Genomic DNA, 16,393 nt, shown 5'->3' on the forward strand with positions numbered 1-16,393 from the left:
TACTTAACTTCCCTGTTGCATCTGGTCGAGTTCATTTTGTAGTGCAGTAAAAACAGGTTGGGCGCCTGTACCGCCTAAAATACTGCGCTTGTCCACAAGGTAATCGAGTTCAAGAATCGCGTAGACATCGTCTTGTATTTTATCACTATATTGTTGTAGCTCTGGTAAGCTAAGGGCTTCTATAGGCTTGTTTTGCTCAATCGCGGCTAATACAATTTGTCCTGAAATATCATGGGCAGTTCTAAATGGAATGCCTTTTTCTACTAAATAATCCGCCATTTCGGTGGCGTTGGCATAACCTTGACGAGCGGCTTGAGCACATCTTTCGCTGTCTAATTGAATGCTATCTATCACTTCACTCGCGATGCATAAACAAATGTGCCATTGATTTACGGCATCAAAGGCTCCTTCTTTATCTTCTTGCATGTCTTTATTGTAGGCTAAAGGCAGGCCTTTCATGGTCACTAGTAAGCCTTGCAAACTGCCAAATACTCGACCGCATTTGCCTCGTATTAGCTCCAAGGCATCAGGGTTTTTCTTTTGAGGCATGAGTGATGAGCCGGAAGTAACCGCATCGCCAAGGGTGATAAAGCCCGCTTCCCCTGAATTAAAAAATATCAGATCTTCTGCCATGCGCGACAAATGCATCATGCTAGTGCTAGCACAAAACAGCAGCTCTAATACATAATCACGATCTGAAACGGCATCTAAACTATTCAAACACGGAGATTTGAAACCCAACTGCTCCGCTATTTCCTGCCGATCAATAGCGTAAACGGTCCCAGCTAAGGCACCGGACCCCAAAGGACATTGGTCCATTCTAATCAATAAGTCTTGTACTCGACTGATATCACGCTTAAACATCTCTATATATGCTAGACACCAATGGGGATAGCGCACTGGTTGGGCTCGTTGCAGGTGAGTGTAGCCGGGTAAGATCACCTCTCGATTTACGTCAGCGGATTTAGTTAATGCATGTTTGACCTTAACTAAATCTTGTAGCAAATTTTCTAAGTGCTCTTTGCACCATAAACGAAAATCAGTTGCAACTTGGTCATTGCGGCTGCGGCCGGTGTGCAATTTACGGCCAAGATCACCTAACTCTTCAATCAGTGCAGCTTCGACAAAACTATGAATGTCTTCTTCGCTGCTAGCATCGAAGTCGAGTTCGTCGTTCTCGGCTTTAATCAGCAATTTATTTAATGTCGCTTCGATTTTTTCTTGTTCTTGAGCAGACATTACCCCAGCTTTGGCGATGGCTTTAGACCAAATGATCGACCCTCTAATATCTTGACTCGCCAAGATCCGGTCAAAAGGTAATGAATCATTAACCTGGCGAAACATATTGCTGCTGCCTTGTTGAAATCGGCCTCCCCACAACCCCATAGTTATTTCTTCCCTTTGTTGGCATTTAGCGTAGCGATTCGGCTTGATAAACTAAATAGGCGAATAAAGCCTTCGGCATGCTTTTGGTCATACACATCATCTTCACCAAAGGTTGCGAAGTCTTCTGAGTACAAACTATTAGGAGATTGTCTTTGAGTTACAGTGGCTCTGCCTTTATAGAGCTTTACAACGATTTCACCGGTAACTTTCTTGGCAAAAACTTCTGCGCCAGCTAATAAAGATTCAGACAAATCTGTGAACCAACGGCCGTCGTACATTACATGTGAGAATTCGAGTCCAAGATATTCGCGATGCTTAAGGGCCGCTTTATCTAGAACCATACACTCTAGCGCTTTATAAGCAGCCATAAGTACGGTGCCACCGGGGGTTTCATAACAGCCACGGGATTTCATACCGACTAAACGGTTTTCCACAATATCGATACGTCCAACACCATGCTTTGCTGCTATATTATTTAGAGTGACCAGTGCTTGATAAGGTGACAACTGCGCACCATTAACCTTTGTTAAACGACCTTGCTCAAAACTAAGCTGCACTTTTTCTGCTACATTAGGGGCATCTTCAGGGTCGACCGTCATGGTCCAAACTTCTTTAGTTGGCTCACACCAAGGATCTTCGAGTTCACCGCCTTCGTGGGAGATGTGCCACGCATTCGCATCGCGACTATAGATTTTGGTCGCTGAAGCACTTGTTTTAATGTCTCTTTCGGCCAAATAATCTAATAGGTCTTCTCTTGAGACCATATCCCATTCCCGCCATGGCGCGATAACGGTCAAATCCGGTGCTAATGCGGCAAAAGTACTCTCGAAACGAACCTGATCGTTTCCTTTTCCGGTACAACCATGGCAAAGTGCATCAGCGCCTACTTTGCGAGCAATCTCTACTTGCGCCTTGGCAATAACCGGTCGTGCCATTGAGGTGCCCAAAAGATATTCACCTTCATACACCGCACCGGTTTTAACTGTGGGGTAAATATAGTCTTCGACAAACTCTTCTTTCAAATCAACGATATAGCACTCGCTAGCGCCGGTCTTAATAGCTTTTTCGTAAAGCCCTTCTAATTCCTCATCACCTTGACCAACATCTGCTGCAAAAGCGATAACTTCGCAGTCATAGTTTTCCTTTAACCAAGGAATGATAGCAGAAGTATCTAGACCGCCTGAGTATGCTAGAACAACTTTTTTTACTGAATGTTTTGACATGTTTGATCCTAGTTCTTAGTGACATCAATTGATTCCCATATGATGGGTGTCACGTTACGATATAGTTAGTTTAGTCACGAAATAAACATGGGTGTCATGTTTATTTCGTGGGTGTCATGTTTGTTTGCGATGTTTGTTTGGGTTAGCTTAAAAGTGTTACGAGTATGGCATTTTGTCCATGCATACGGTTTTCGGCTTGCTGCATTAACAAAGATTGATTACCGTCTATTAAGCTGCCACTAATTTCCAAATCTCGGTGCGCTGGCTGACAATGCATAACGTATTCAGCTCCCGTCAACGCCATTAATTGCTCATCTACTTTATATGGATTGAAGATTTGTTGAATGTCAGCGAGAGGGGTTTCATCGCCCATTGAAATCCAAGTGTCGGTATAAATTACATTTGCGCCTTTTGCGTCTTCGACTTTGTGGCTCTGAGTGATGATCGCGCCGCTTTTTTCTGAAAGTTGTTTGGCGAGCTCGAAAATAGTGGGATCAACTTCATAGCCTTCTGGAGTGATAGAGGTAATATTTACACCTAAAATGGCACCTACAAGAAGTAATGAATGGGTCACGTTATTACCATCACCTAAGTAGGCTAAGGTCAGGTTGTCTAATGAGCCGAAGGTTTCCTGTAATGTCAGAAAATCTGCCGCGGCTTGACAAGGGTGATACAAATCACAAAGGGCATTAACCACCGGAACCTTCGAAGCTTGACTGAATTCAACCAAAGTTTGATGTGAAAATACCCGCGCGACTATTGCGTCAGCCCAACATGCTAAGTTGGCAGCGGTATCTTTGGCATCTTCACGGCCAGCGAGTTTGCCGGCTTGGCAATCTAGGTAAACCATGTGCCCGCCTAATTTATTAATGCCGATCTCGAAGCTTACACGTGTTCGTAAAGAAGGCTTCTCGAACAGAGCCACAACTGACTTACCTTTTAATACCTCTGTGTATTTATCAGGAGCAGATTTAATTGTCGCCGCTAACGAAAGCAATTCGTCCAATTGTTGCTTAGTCCAATCTTTAAACGTAAGTAAGTCTTGTTTCATGATCCTTCCACTGTATTCGGTAATATGGTTGTGCCAAAAGACTCATTAGTGTCATTAATCTCGGCGTTTAGTAAATGTACATTTTTCCAACTTGCGATAGTCACAGGTTTCCCAATCGTATTGGCTGCATCTAGAGCAGCGTGTACTTTAACGGCCATACCATCGGTAATGATGCCTTGCTGGATATGTTGATTAATCTGGGCGGCATTCAAATCTGCAATGAGGCGTTTGTCTTGATCCAACACACCGCTAACATCAGACAACAAACATAACTCTGCATTCAACGTCTTAGCAACCGCTACAGCCGCTTGGTCGGCATTTACATTGAGTAAAGCATAATCTTCGTCTAAACCTATCGAGCTGATAATAGGCATGAAATCCCCTTGCAGCAGGTTATGGACTAATTTGCTATCACCGCTGATTACCTTTCCAACAAAGCCTAATCTAGGGTCAACTTTGCTGCATTGGGCAAGTTTTCCGTCAGCTAAGCTGATGCCCACTGGGTTCAATCCAGCCGCTGCAGCTAGACTGCAAAGTTTTTTATTCACGCTGCCGGCTAATGCGCCTACTACGTAATCAATATGGGCTGCCGGTGTCACGCGCAAACCGTCTATTTTCTCCGAGACAAGTCCAAGATCAGACATCAAACGCTCTACCGAACTCCCACCACCATGCACTAACACAACTTTGCAGGACTGCAGTAATCCGGACATAGTCTGAAAGAAAGGTTGCGAGATAGCGGGATCGTCCAAAAATGCCCCACCTACTTTAATCACTTTAATCTTCATCCGTTATACCTGTTGAGTAAGCCTGTTTCAGATGCCAAACCAAATGCTAAATTAGCACACTGGATCGCCTGAGATGAAGCTCCTTTGAGCAGGTTGTCGATAGCGCTACCAATGACCGCGTAGCCATTATTAGGGTCTAGTTTCCAATGCAAGTCACAATGGGGAGTATTTACCACATCAGCAACTTTAGGGAAGTGATCCAACAAACGAATAACATGGGTGTCTTGATAAGCATTGTGATACGCGCTGTCGAGTTGGGATTGGGTGACGCCAGCGTTGGTCTTGACCGTAATGGTAGATAAAATACCGCGCTTAAAATTACCTAGATGAGGGGTGAAAATCACCTCACTTGCTAAAATCTGGCAAATCTCTGGCTGATGCCGATGATTCAATACCCCATATGCCTGTAAGCTAACTTCACAAAAGCTGTTGGCTAATGCCGCTTTTCTACCTGCACCACTTACGCCAGAGACTGCGTTAATAATGGGTAAATGAGCAGAATCGAGTAAGTGTGCATCTATCAATGGCTTCAAAGCACAAATTGCAGATGTAGGATAACAACCCGGCACAGCAACAACCTTTGCATTGGCGATTGCATCGGCATTCCATTCAGCCAAACCATATACGGCTTGTTCGAGCAATTCGCTATGACAATGCTCAAACCCATAGTACTTTTGAAATACCTGCTTATCCTTAAGTCTAAACGCACCAGACAAATCAAATATTTTGGCCTTGCCATTCGCCAAGGTTGGCATCCAGTCGTGACTTGCTTCGTGGGGCGTGGCCAAAAATATGGCATCGACAGACTCAGCTAACTGACTCAGCGTGTCAGGACCAAGGGCTTGCAACTCAAGGTCAGTTAGACCAGTTAGGTAGGGATGGATCTGGCTTATCCGCTTTCCCGCGTCTTGGCTTTGCTGTGACACATGCAGGGAAGCTAGGGAAAACGTCGGATGTGCTGCGATCAATCTAATTAACTCAGCGCCAGCATAACCACTGGCCCCTATGACACTTACTTTGTACATGATTTTGATCCAACAAATAACAGATAATTTTGAAAATAAAAAAGCGCCCTTTACCTTTAATTACTAATTTATATCAAAGGTAAAGAGCGTGCTACGCAAACAAAAAATTTATTTTCGTCGATTAGACGTACAGGCATAGCAAGGCAGGGAAAATTCAGTTGTTATCTTATTCATCATTTGAGTATCTTTCTAATTCCAAATCATCTATTTTTGGATGACTAATGTGTTGATAAAGTTAATAGTTTTTAACCATAAACAAGCGCGTTAGTAACTACTTATTTATGCAATGGATCTAGTGTGCCATTGGTGGTATAAATATGCAACAAAAGTGAATAAATATATTTTAAGGTTTTTATGCCAAATTACACTTTCTTAGAAGCATACAAAAAAATCATTTCTTTCCCTACAATCAGTGCCATGGATGAACCATTAGACCTATCCAACAAGGCCTTAATTGATTGGTTGGGGAATGTTTTCTCATCTATGGGTTTTAGAATTAGTATTCAAAAAGTGCCCCATGCTCGGAACAAATACAATATGTTGGCCCAAATCGGCTCGGGACAAGGCGGGCTATTATTAGCGGGGCATTCTGATACGGTCCCCTTCGACGAAGGTCGTTGGAACTTCGACCCGTTCAAGGCACAAGTAAAAGACAATTTATTGTATGGTTTAGGCAGTTGCGATATGAAAGGGTTTTTCGCCTTTATATTGGAAAGCTTAAAGGATATTCCTTTAGATAAAATCAATAAGCCTCTTTATATTCTTGCCACTGCCGATGAAGAAACCTCCATGGCGGGCGCCCGTTTTTTTGCAGAGCAGCAATTAATCAAACCTGATATGGCGATAATTGGTGAGCCGACTGAACTCAAGCCCATTGGAAAACACAAGGGCCATATGGCGCAAAGTTTGCAAATTACCGGTCAAGCCGGTCACTCGAGTGATCCTGATAGAGGCGTGAATGCGATAGAGATTATGGTTCAGGCGATCGAAAAGTTGCTAACCTTGCGTGATTCACTTGCCAGAAACTATCGTGACGACAGCTTTTCTGTGCCGCAAGCTACAATGAATCTCGGTCATATCCATGGGGGCGATGGCGAAAATCGAATTTGTGGTCATTGTAAATTAAATTTTGATGTTAGATGCGTGCCGGGTCTAACGGACGATGAGGTGATTACCCAAATAGATCAAGCATTAGCACCCTTGAAATTAAGCTACCCTGATCGTATTGATATGCAACTAATGTATCCAACTGCACCGGCATTCGCGTGTAAAAATGAGCATCAAATTATTGAATTAGCCGAAAAGCTCACTGGTTTTAAAGTTGAAAACGCCAATTATGCTACTGAAGCACCGTTTATTAACCAATTGGGCTGCGACACTCTAGTACTTGGCCCTGGGAGCATTAAACAAGCTCATCAACCTGATGAATTTATATCTTTAGATTACGTCGACCCGACCGTGAGTTTATTGCGCAATATGATAAAACACGTATGTTACTCAAAATAAGCTTTATTAAACCGGCTGTGGCCGGCTATTTTTAAAAGCTATTTAACGCTAGAAAGGAAAGCCCCAATTTGTTGCAAGTTTTAAACATTTGCTGACTATCGGAGGTATGACCAAGCATCAACGAGAAATAAATTCGGTTACACAAACTATTTTGGAATAATCTGCATGGCAAATTTTGTAAAGCAAACCATTGCGCTTGTCGCTCACGATCATATGAAGTCAGCATTAATTGCGTGGTCCCAGGACCATATAGAGCAGTTGAAAAAGCATGAGCTAGTTGCAACTGGCACAACAGGTGGGCTTATCGCTAATACTCTTGGCTTAAAAGTACATTGTTTTAAAAGTGGGCCTATGGGAGGTGACCAGCAAATTGGAGCCATGATTGCAGAGCGTAAATTAGATTGTTTGATTTTTTTCTGGGATCCCCTCAATCCAGCTCCCCATGATCCCGATGTGAAAGCGTTGCTGCGACTTTGTTCCGTTTGGAATTTGCCGGTGGCCTGTAATCGCTCCACCGCAGACTTGATCATTACCTCGCCGCTGTTTGCCAGCGACGAGTATAAACGTGATGTACCTGATTATTAGTCAAGGGGTAAACTTCGAGCAACAGCAATGCGAAGATGATTAAACGCTCTCACGATGTTTGCGTTTCTTATCGCCGTGACCTTGGCGTTTCTTCATATTCGCCATTTTACCTTGTTGCTGCTCATCAAGTAGATTCCAGATCTGATGACGAGTTTGAGAAAATGACATGGCTAAGGCAACCTGACTTTCTTTCATTTCTTGCTGAATAACCTGCCACTGTGCTTGATCAAACTCTGTGCTACGCACAAGTCGTAGCATATCTTGTTTTTTGGCTTTAACAGCTTGTCTGATATCACTTTGCTGATGTTTTTGCTGCTCAAGCAATGCACTTATTTGCTGTTGTTGGGCTTCAGTTAGGTCTAGACGGTTAAGACGTTTTAGAGGGTGGCGCGAGTCTTTATCCTGTCGTATATCTTTTCTATCGAATTTCCTTGCGGTTAGTTCAGTGAACTTGTGTTGCTGAGAATCATCGAGAACATTCCAAAGATAGTTATGATTCAAAGCGCGAGTAAGTGCTAACTCGGATTTCAATTCCTGACGTCGTTCAATCAGGGCTCTAGCGCTTTCGGCATCCCAACGCTCAGACTGAATCAGGGTTTTAAGCTGCTGTTCGAGCTGTTTTAAATCTTGCTTATAAACATGGGTGTCATCTTTAGTTTGTTTCTTAACTTCGCGCAGATCTTGGTGTTGCTGTTCGGTTAAATCAAGCTGCTTGTAAATGGCTCTTTGGTTGTATTCGCGTTCGTGAGCTTGTATTCCTGTGCTGAGAGTTAATGTTGCTGCGGCAGACAATATGATAATGTTTTGCTTCAATAATTTGGTAGTTAGCATAATCTATACCTTCTTTGTTTAGATGAGTGAGGTGAGAAGACCTCGTATAAATCTTGTTTGTGACGATGCAGTAATTATAGGATGGTCAATGCAAAGAAGTGTCTGGCCTGTGTAAAGCTTGTGTAAAGATAGCATCATCTTGCTGTCGTTGGCCTCGCCAGCAGTTTATAATTCTCCGCAGCAAACTAAGAGGTCTTATGCAGCCAAAATCACTCCTTATCATTGATGATGATATCCAACTTACGGATCTACTTGAGGAATACCTTAGGCCCCAAGGCTATGAAATTGATGTAGCTTGTGATGGTTTAATTGGCCTTGATAAAGCCACTAGCCAACGGCATTACGATCTTATTCTGTTAGACGTAATGTTGCCTGGCATGGACGGCTTCGAAGTGCTTAAAAAACTGCGAGTCAGTCATCTCACTCCCGTGTTGATGCTAACCGCCAAGGGGGATGATTTTGACCGAATATTTGGTCTTGAACTAGGCGCTGACGACTATTTGGCTAAGCCCTTTAATCATCGGGAATTATCTGCTCGCATTAAGGCTATTACTCGCCGAATGGACTATTTACCCGCGACCAGTTCACAGCAAAACCTTAATATCAATGGGATTGAATTAAGCCCCTCGGCGCAAACAGTTAGTTGCCAAAATAACAAAATAGATATGACCGCGACTGAATTTTTAATTTTACACCTATTGATGATTAATCGCGGTCAAATTGTTAGCAAACAAGATATCAGTGAAAAAGTGATGGGGCGGAAATTAGCCGCGTTTGACCGCAGTATTGATATGCATATCAGCAATATCCGCCGTAAGCTAATGGCACAAAGTAATGAAGATAAGATCCGAACCATAAGAGGCACAGGCTATTTGTTTGTGGCAACTAGTTGAATTTTCTACGACGACTGAATCCGGTCAATAGCCTCTTTGGCAGAATATTCCTGGGATTTTGGTGCGTGACGATGTTGATGGTGGCAGCGGGCGGATGGCTGGTTCAGCATAATAATTCAAGTTATTCTATTCGTCCCCTTGATGCTGAATCGGCTAAGCGTTTACAGCGCATTGCAAACCGCTTTGAGCTAATTGCAGACAAAAATAAGGAGCCTAATCTGTCATTGCTATTGAGCCGGGCAGGCCAGAAATACAAATCAGCCTTATTGCTCATCAACGAGCAAAACCGTGAGTTCGTTTATGGCTTTCCCCGTGCATGGAGTCCAACCAAAGCACCCTTTATGGAGCTCATTGATCAACAACAAAAATATGTTATTCGCACCAACGGCGGTGTATTTCATGGACCTGAGTTTATTCAAATAAACGGTAATGGCTATCATTTATTTGTCGGTAAGCCCTTTAAAAAAGACATATTTAGACAGCTGTGGCGGCAAAATCCTGCGATATTGGTTGCTACTGCGTTAATCATTAGTGGTATTTTATGCGCATTGTTCGCTTGGTCGTTGGTACGGCCTATTCGAGAATTACAAAATACTGCGCGAAATGTTTCTAAGGGCAATCTAGAAAGTCGAGTGACCTTTGCCAATCATCGCGGTGATGAGTTAGGTCAGCTTGGGAAAGATTTTAATATTATGTCGCAACAAATAGGCGACTTAATGGGCAGTCAGAAACGATTAGTGGCCGACATATCCCATGAGCTCCGCTCCCCATTGGCACGATTGCAATTAGCTATTGGTATTGCGCAAAACCATCCAGAAGAGCTAACGGACAATATTCAGAAACAATTACTGCGAATAGAAAAAGAGGCGATTGAGATCGACCATATGATTGAACAGGTGCTCAAATTGTCCCGTTTAGAAGCTAATGCTCCAGGAGAACAGAAGCAAAAAGTTAGCTTGTTGAATTTATTAAGCAAAACCTTTAATGATGCTAAATTTGAAGCTAAAAATGCTGGCAAAAAAGTCTACGTTGAGACTATTCCAGATATCAATTTGATTTGTTTTCCTGAGTTGCTAACCAGTGCGGTACGCAATATCATTAACAACGGAATTAAGTACTGTACTACTAAAGTTGAAGTGTCTTTTTTACTCGATGGAAATACGCTTATTTTAACAGTAATCGACGATGGTCATGGGGTGCCTGAAAGTGAACTGTCCAGCATGTTTAAACCATTTTACCGATTGTCTGCCTCAAGAAACCGAAATACTGGCGGTGTAGGTTTGGGTCTTGCCATAGTGAAACAAGCTATAGAAACTCATAACGGCCAAATCACAGCTCAAAACAATCTTCAACACGGTTTGACTATTCGTGTTGAAATACCAATGGGATAGACTATTTTGACGCTTAGCATGACTGATTCTACCGAGCTAAAAGAAAAATCCGAGACCCCATGGTCCGCCGATGACGCTGCGTTTTCTGCTCGTTATACACAATTTATTGCGCCCTTTTGGCGAGATAAAGTAGTCAATGGCTATTTTTCTGGTAAGGGCAACATTCAAATTGCCTATGCGTTTGTGATTAACCCTCACGGGATTGGCAGCATTGCTATCTCATCTGGGCGCATAGAAACATTACTGAAATATCAGGAGTTGGTGTTTAACTTATACCATGCGGGTTTTTCGGTGTTTATTCATGATCATCGTGGGCAAGGGCTTTCAGGCAGAATGACAGACAATCCGCAACAAGGCTATGTGGATAGTTTTTCAGATTACGTAGAAGACTTTAAAACTTTTTTTGATACCATTATCTCCGAAAATAGTAGCCATCAGCCTGTGGTGATTGGACATTCAATGGGCGGGGCGATAGCTACCCAATATATTTTGACTTATCCAAATGATTTTCAAAAGTGCGTGTTGTCAGCCCCCATGTTTGGTATAAAACCAGCGTTACCAGCTTGGTTTGCGAATATTTTGCTGAATACCCATTTGATATTTAATCAGTGGTTCAGTCCTACTCCTTGGTATTTCATAGGGCAGTCAGATTACCAAAATCTTCCATTTGAACAGAATGTATTAACCAGCAGTAGAGCCCGCTATAAGGTGTTTCGTGACCAATACGAGCAACAAAGTCAATGTAAGTTGGGGGGGGTAACGGCAAAATGGCTGTTGGAAGCGTACCGCTGCATGGCATACATTTATCAGCATGCGGCTGATATCAAAATCCCTATATTAGTCCTCCAAGCAGGAAATGATAAGGTTGTGGATAACAATCAGCAAAATAAGTTCTTGCTTCGTATGCGCAGTGCCAAAGTTCAAATTATCGAAAACGGCAAGCATGAGCTGTTTATGGAGCAAGAATTGATCCGAGACAAGTGTTTACGCGAAACCCTCAACTTTTTAGCTCCAATTAAGAAGCCGTAAAGGGCTAATTAGTTTTCAAGAAAATTTAGTTTATGAATACGCACTGATTTTATATAGGTTGTAGCGTTATCCTGTTTGGTTTTACTCACCTTTGAGGGATAAAGCCATTCATCGAGAGAGCGGATTTTGCTACAATAATATCACTTACCTACTTTTTAGATTAATTATGCTCAGTATTGTTCTTTTTCAGCCCGAGATCCCACCGAATACCGGTAATATAATTCGACTATGTGCTAACACAGGCTATCAGCTGCATTTGATCGAGCCGCTGGGATTTGATTGGGATGATAAAAAAGTCAGGCGAGCGGGTTTGGATTACCATGAATTCGCTGAGGTCAAACGCCACAAAGATCTTAGCAGCTACATAGCGTCACAGCAGCCTAAGCGGATTTTCGCTTGTACTACCAAGGGTGCGGCTAATTATTCTGAGGCAAAGTATCAGGCTGGTGATGCCCTTTTGTTTGGGCCAGAAACACGAGGATTGCCTGACGACGTTATTCAAAGCTTACCAGAAAGCCAACGGCTAAGAATTCCGATGTTAGCAAAAAGTCGTAGTATGAACCTCTCTAACGCTGTCGCGGTATTCGTTTACGAATCATGGCGTCAACTAGATTACGCAGGTTCAGCTTGAATCGGTCGTTTAAACACTAACTAGTTAGTGTTTAACCTTCTACCGTAGGCTCTCGGCCTAAAAGTGTCAATGCCGCTTGTTTTGGAGATTTTTGCTGATATAGCACCTGATAGATTTGCTCACATATCGGCATTTCGACATCCAGCTTTTCAGCTAAAATTTTCACTTCTTCAGTATTGCGATAGCCCTCTACAACTTGACCGATACTGGCAATAGCATCATCAACACTTAATCCTTGTCCCAGTGCTAAACCGAAACGACGATTACGTGATTGATTGTCCGTGCAGGTCAGTACCAAATCGCCAAGACCGGCCATGCCCATAAACGTTTCCGGCTTGGCACCTAACTGCAAGCCAAGTCGTGTTAGCTCTGCTAAACCTCGGGTAATCAACGCCGTCCGAGCATTGGCACCAAAGCCTAAGCCATCAGCCAAACCGGCACCAATGGCAATGACGTTCTTGACTGCACCACCTAATTGAACACCGATGATGTCTGGGTTGTTGTATACCCTAAAGCTTTTAGAGCAATGCAATTTTTGGCTGAATTCTTGTGCTAGGGTTTCATCCGTTGAAGACAACGAAATCGCAGTGGGTAATCCGGCTACCATTTCTTTGGCGAAGGTGGGTCCAGATAATACGGCTAAAGGAATATCAGGGCCTAGCTGCTCAACAGCCACCTCTTGCAATAATCTGCCTGTATGGGGCTCAAGGCCTTTGGTTGCCCAAATTAACCTGTGCTGAGGGGTTAGCATAGGTTTGATTGTGGCTAAGGTTAGGGCAAAAGCATGACTAGGAACCACTATCAAGATATCAAAGCTATGGGCAATTGCTTTGGCTAAATCTGCCTCGATGACCAACTCTTCTGGGAATATAGCGTCAGGCAAATAGCGTTGATTACAGCGAGACTGTGCCATGTCTTGCATTTGCTTAGCATCGCGCCCCCACAAGTAGGTGGGCACGCCATTGCGAGACAGACAAAAGGCCAGAGCGGTGCCATATGACCCCGCCCCTATAACCGATACACTAGATACGTTATCTTGAGTCATCTATGGCTTACTAAGCGTCAAGTTTCTGCGCTTGGCCTTGCTGTTCTTGAGCACGTTTTTGCACGTAGGCATTAAAGATCGCGTCAAAATTAACAGGAGCAAGATTTAACGGAGGGAAAGTACCACGGTTAACCAAGCTAGCAATAGTTTCTCTGGCATAAGGAAATAATGTATTTGGACAAAATGAACCTAGAGTGTGAGCTTTATTCGCTTCAGGCATATCACCGACCATGAAAATACCGGCTTGCTGAACTTCACATAAAAATGCGGTTTCTTCACCAATACTTGCTGTAACAGTAACAGATAACACCACTTCATAAACATTAGTTTCAAGCTCTGTAGTGCGAGTGTCAAGGTCTAGCTTAATTTCTGGCGTCCATTCTTTTTTGAAAATAGCTGGAGAATTAGCTGTTTCAAATGAAAGATCTTTAGTGTAAATACGTTGAATTGCAAACTGTGGTGCTTGTTGAGGAGTTTGAGTTGCCGCTTCGTTTGCTTGATTTTCATCTGACATGTGTTTTTACTTCCTATCTTTTATTGCGCTTAAGCGCTGAGTAATTTATCTAATTCGTTTTTTGATTCCAGTGCGAGCATATCGTCGCAGCCACCGATGTGTTTATCATCAATGAATATCTGAGGAACCGTATGACCACCGTTCGCTCTTGCGATCATGGTATCGCGAAGTTCAGGCTGTTCATCAATCTTGTATTCTTCGAATGAAACGCCTTTTTCTTCTAGTAACGCTTTTGCTCTACGGCAATAAGGGCAGTAGCCCTTGGTATATATTTCGACTTTGCTCATGGGTGAACCTTAATTAAACTACTTGGACACAGGTAGGCTGGCACCTTGCCAGGCACTCATACCACCTTTAAGAACGGTCACTTTTTCAAATCCCGCTTTGAGCATAGCTGCTGCAGTCTTCTTAGCAGTCATGCCCATCGCACATACCACAATAATGGGTTTATCTTTGTGGTTTTCAAGGCTTTTGAAGTCTTGCTGGCTGATTTGTTCTGCTTTTAGCTGTTTAGCGCCTAAAATATGACCCTTTTTATATTCTGCAGCAGGACGGATGTCCAGTACATACGCATCCTCTTTATTCATAAGCAATGTTGCTTCATGAGTACCGAGTTCTTTAATTGGTGACAACTGGCCTGCAATAGTGCCATATACCAAAACCACAACCAACGCTGCCCATATACCAGCTAGAAATAGGTTGTTGCTGACAAACTCAATAATCTGATCCATATAAAAAAGCCCCTTGGCGTACAAAAAAGAGTGCAAAGTATATATAAATTCTTTACAGAAACCAGTCCTGTAGGACACCAAGCCATTATTATTGGTATAAGTTATTGTAAGCTGAACTGTTTAACTGCATTAATCTCCTAGAAGTGAAGATAAGCAGAGGATAAACTGTGACAAAGTTGTGCAATTTTAAGTTGTCAGAAACCAAAGGGGAGAGACGTATGACAGAGGCAAAGAAAACCTTAGCATTGATTATTTTGGATGGTTGGGGTCACAGAGAAGATACTGACAACAACGCAATTGCAAATGCCAATACACCGGTTCTTGACAAGTTAACGCGGGATTACCCCAATACCTTTATTTCCGGTTCAGGTCTTGATGTAGGATTACCGCCTGGTCAAATGGGTAATTCAGAAGTCGGTCATGTCAACTTAGGTGCGGGTCGTGTGGTTTATCAAGATTTTACCCGCATAAGCAAATCTATAGACGATAATGAGTTTGAATCGAATGATGTTTTAGTGGCTGCGCTTAAGAAGGCAGTTGATGCTAACAAAGCTGTACATATCATGGGATTAATGTCGCCCGGTGGTGTGCATAGTCATGAAGACCATATTTTAGCCATGATAAAAATGGCAGCGCACAAAGGTGCTAATAAAATTTATTTACACTGCTTTTTAGACGGACGGGATACTCCACCTAGAAGCGCAAAGGCTTCCTTGGAAAAAGCCGATGAGCTGTTTGCTGAGTTGGGAGTGGGTAAAATTGCCTCCTTGATTGGCAGATATTACGCCATGGACCGTGACGAGCGATGGGATCGAGTTCAACAAGCCTATGATTTGATCGCACAGGGCAAAAGTGACTTTCAAGCCGACTCTGCATTAGCAGGGTTAGAGCAATCCTATGCTCGAGAGCAAAATGACGAATTCGTTAAGCCCACCGTAATTGGTGAACCGGTCAAACTTGAAGATGGCGACTCATTGATATTTATGAATTTCAGGGCTGATCGAGCTCGCGAAATAACCCGCGCCTTTGTTGAAGATGAATTCAGTGGTTTTGAACGGAGTTATCGAGCCAATTTAGCCGAATTTGTAATGCTAACTCAGTATGCTGATTCCATTTCTGCTCCCTCAGCTTACCCCCCAACACCACTGATAAATGTGATGGGTGATTGGTTAGCCCAACATGGCAAAACCCAGTTACGTATTTCTGAGACAGAAAAATATGCTCATGTAACTTTTTTCTATAGTGGTGGACGAGAAGATGAATATGAAGGCGAAAAACGTATATTGATCCCCTCACCAAAGGTCGCTACTTACGATTTACAACCAGAGATGAGCTCAAAACAGTTAACTGATGAACTGGTTGGCGCAATTGAGTCAGGTGAATTTGATGCGATCATTTGTAATTATCCTAACGGCGACATGGTCGGTCATACAGGCGTATACGAAGCTGCGATTAAGGCAGTAGAAGCGGTTGATGCCTGCTTAGGTCGAGTAATAGATGCATTACAAAAAGTAGGTGGAGAGTGCCTTATTACTGCTGATCACGGCAACGCCGAACAAATGGTAAACCCTAAGACCGGACAGGTCCATACGGCACATACCAGTGAATTGGTGCCTTTTATCTATTTTGGTCGTGATGCTGACACGCGAAGCGGCGGAACCTTAAGTGATGTGGCCCCAACCATGTTACATTTAATGGGCATGGAACAACCAATTGAAATGACAGGAAAGCCGATTGTTACCCTTAAATAGTTGTCGAGGCTCT

17 protein-coding genes are annotated in these 16,393 nt (G+C 43.0%); 7 read left to right on the forward strand and 10 right to left on the reverse strand.

Going from position 1 to position 16,393, the window contains the following annotated elements:
* Positions 1-3: 3 nt before the first annotated feature.
* The 5 genes from argH to argC all read right to left on the reverse strand — a co-directional run bounded on the left by argH (position 4) and on the right by argC (position 5,473).
* Entirely contained in the window at positions 4-1,386 is a 1,383-nt protein-coding gene (argH, locus tag QR722_RS02990; protein ID WP_286285269.1) for an argininosuccinate lyase, read from the reverse strand.
* Positions 1,387-1,388: 2 nt separating this feature from the next.
* Positions 1,389-2,609 (reverse strand): argininosuccinate synthase, encoded by a 1,221-nt coding sequence (locus QR722_RS02995; protein WP_286285270.1) that lies wholly within the window; start codon positions 2,607-2,609, stop codon positions 1,389-1,391.
* 142 nt (positions 2,610-2,751) lie between these two features.
* Entirely contained in the window at positions 2,752-3,660 is a 909-nt protein-coding gene (locus tag QR722_RS03000; protein ID WP_286285271.1) for an ornithine carbamoyltransferase, read from the reverse strand.
* A complete protein-coding gene (argB, locus tag QR722_RS03005) occupies positions 3,657-4,448 on the reverse strand; it encodes an acetylglutamate kinase (RefSeq protein ID WP_286285272.1) in 792 nt (263 codons plus the stop codon). Before argB ends, QR722_RS03000 begins: the two co-directional genes overlap by 4 nt.
* On the reverse strand, positions 4,445-5,473 hold the full coding sequence (gene argC, locus QR722_RS03010; protein ID WP_286285273.1) for an N-acetyl-gamma-glutamyl-phosphate reductase: 1,029 nt from the start codon (positions 5,471-5,473) through the stop codon (positions 4,445-4,447). Before argC ends, argB begins: the two co-directional genes overlap by 4 nt.
* Before the next feature lie 354 nt (positions 5,474-5,827).
* Here argC and argE point away from each other — a divergent pair, with 354 nt between their 5' ends.
* Positions 5,828-6,979 carry an acetylornithine deacetylase gene (gene argE, locus QR722_RS03015; RefSeq protein ID WP_286285274.1) on the forward strand — a complete coding sequence of 384 codons (1,152 nt, stop codon included), beginning with the start codon at positions 5,828-5,830 and terminating at the stop codon, positions 6,977-6,979.
* A gap of 165 nt (positions 6,980-7,144) precedes the next feature.
* Complete coding sequence (locus tag QR722_RS03020) at positions 7,145-7,564, forward strand: methylglyoxal synthase (RefSeq protein ID WP_286285275.1); 420 nt, start codon at positions 7,145-7,147, stop codon at positions 7,562-7,564.
* A 39-nt stretch (positions 7,565-7,603) separates the two neighbouring features.
* Here the strand turns inward: QR722_RS03020 and QR722_RS03025 are convergent, their stop codons facing one another.
* Complete coding sequence (locus tag QR722_RS03025) at positions 7,604-8,395, reverse strand: Spy/CpxP family protein refolding chaperone (protein WP_286285276.1); 792 nt, start codon at positions 8,393-8,395, stop codon at positions 7,604-7,606.
* A 197-nt stretch (positions 8,396-8,592) separates the two neighbouring features.
* On the opposite strand from QR722_RS03025, the gene QR722_RS03030 reads away from it, so the two are divergent.
* From QR722_RS03030 to trmL, 4 genes are all read left to right on the forward strand, one after another.
* Complete coding sequence (locus tag QR722_RS03030; RefSeq protein ID WP_286285277.1) at positions 8,593-9,288, forward strand: response regulator transcription factor; 696 nt, start codon at positions 8,593-8,595, stop codon at positions 9,286-9,288.
* 71 nt (positions 9,289-9,359) lie between these two features.
* Positions 9,360-10,679: an ATP-binding protein gene (locus QR722_RS03035; protein ID WP_286287541.1), complete on the forward strand. Its 1,320-nt coding sequence runs from the start codon at positions 9,360-9,362 to the stop codon at positions 10,677-10,679.
* Between the two features lie 18 nt (positions 10,680-10,697).
* The gene (locus QR722_RS03040) at positions 10,698-11,708 is read left to right on the forward strand and encodes an alpha/beta fold hydrolase (RefSeq protein WP_286285278.1); all 1,011 of its coding nucleotides are present in this window, start codon (positions 10,698-10,700) and stop codon (positions 11,706-11,708) included.
* A 166-nt stretch (positions 11,709-11,874) separates the two neighbouring features.
* Positions 11,875-12,339, forward strand: coding sequence for a tRNA (uridine(34)/cytosine(34)/5-carboxymethylaminomethyluridine(34)-2'-O)-methyltransferase TrmL (gene trmL / locus QR722_RS03045; RefSeq protein WP_286285279.1), 465 nt, complete (start codon positions 11,875-11,877; stop codon positions 12,337-12,339).
* Between the two features lie 31 nt (positions 12,340-12,370).
* Here trmL and gpsA read toward each other — a convergent pair whose 3' ends face one another.
* The 4 genes from gpsA to QR722_RS03065 are packed head-to-tail and all read right to left on the reverse strand — an operon-like array spanning position 12,371 to position 14,629.
* Positions 12,371-13,384 (reverse strand): NAD(P)H-dependent glycerol-3-phosphate dehydrogenase, encoded by a 1,014-nt coding sequence (gene gpsA / locus QR722_RS03050; RefSeq protein WP_286285280.1) that lies wholly within the window; start codon positions 13,382-13,384, stop codon positions 12,371-12,373.
* A gap of 10 nt (positions 13,385-13,394) precedes the next feature.
* A complete protein-coding gene (gene secB / locus QR722_RS03055; RefSeq protein WP_286285281.1) occupies positions 13,395-13,898 on the reverse strand; it encodes a protein-export chaperone SecB in 504 nt (167 codons plus the stop codon).
* 29 nt (positions 13,899-13,927) lie between these two features.
* A complete protein-coding gene (grxC, locus tag QR722_RS03060; RefSeq protein ID WP_286285282.1) occupies positions 13,928-14,185 on the reverse strand; it encodes a glutaredoxin 3 in 258 nt (85 codons plus the stop codon).
* Positions 14,186-14,203: 18 nt separating this feature from the next.
* Positions 14,204-14,629: a rhodanese-like domain-containing protein gene (locus QR722_RS03065; protein ID WP_286285283.1), complete on the reverse strand. Its 426-nt coding sequence runs from the start codon at positions 14,627-14,629 to the stop codon at positions 14,204-14,206.
* 218 nt (positions 14,630-14,847) lie between these two features.
* On the opposite strand from QR722_RS03065, the gene gpmM reads away from it, so the two are divergent.
* The gene (gpmM, locus tag QR722_RS03070; protein ID WP_286285284.1) at positions 14,848-16,380 is read left to right on the forward strand and encodes a 2,3-bisphosphoglycerate-independent phosphoglycerate mutase; all 1,533 of its coding nucleotides are present in this window, start codon (positions 14,848-14,850) and stop codon (positions 16,378-16,380) included.
* Positions 16,381-16,393 lie beyond the last annotated feature (13 nt).

The sequence above is a fragment of the Aliiglaciecola sp. LCG003 genome (assembly GCF_030316135.1).
GTDB lineage: Bacteria > Pseudomonadota > Gammaproteobacteria > Enterobacterales > Alteromonadaceae > Aliiglaciecola.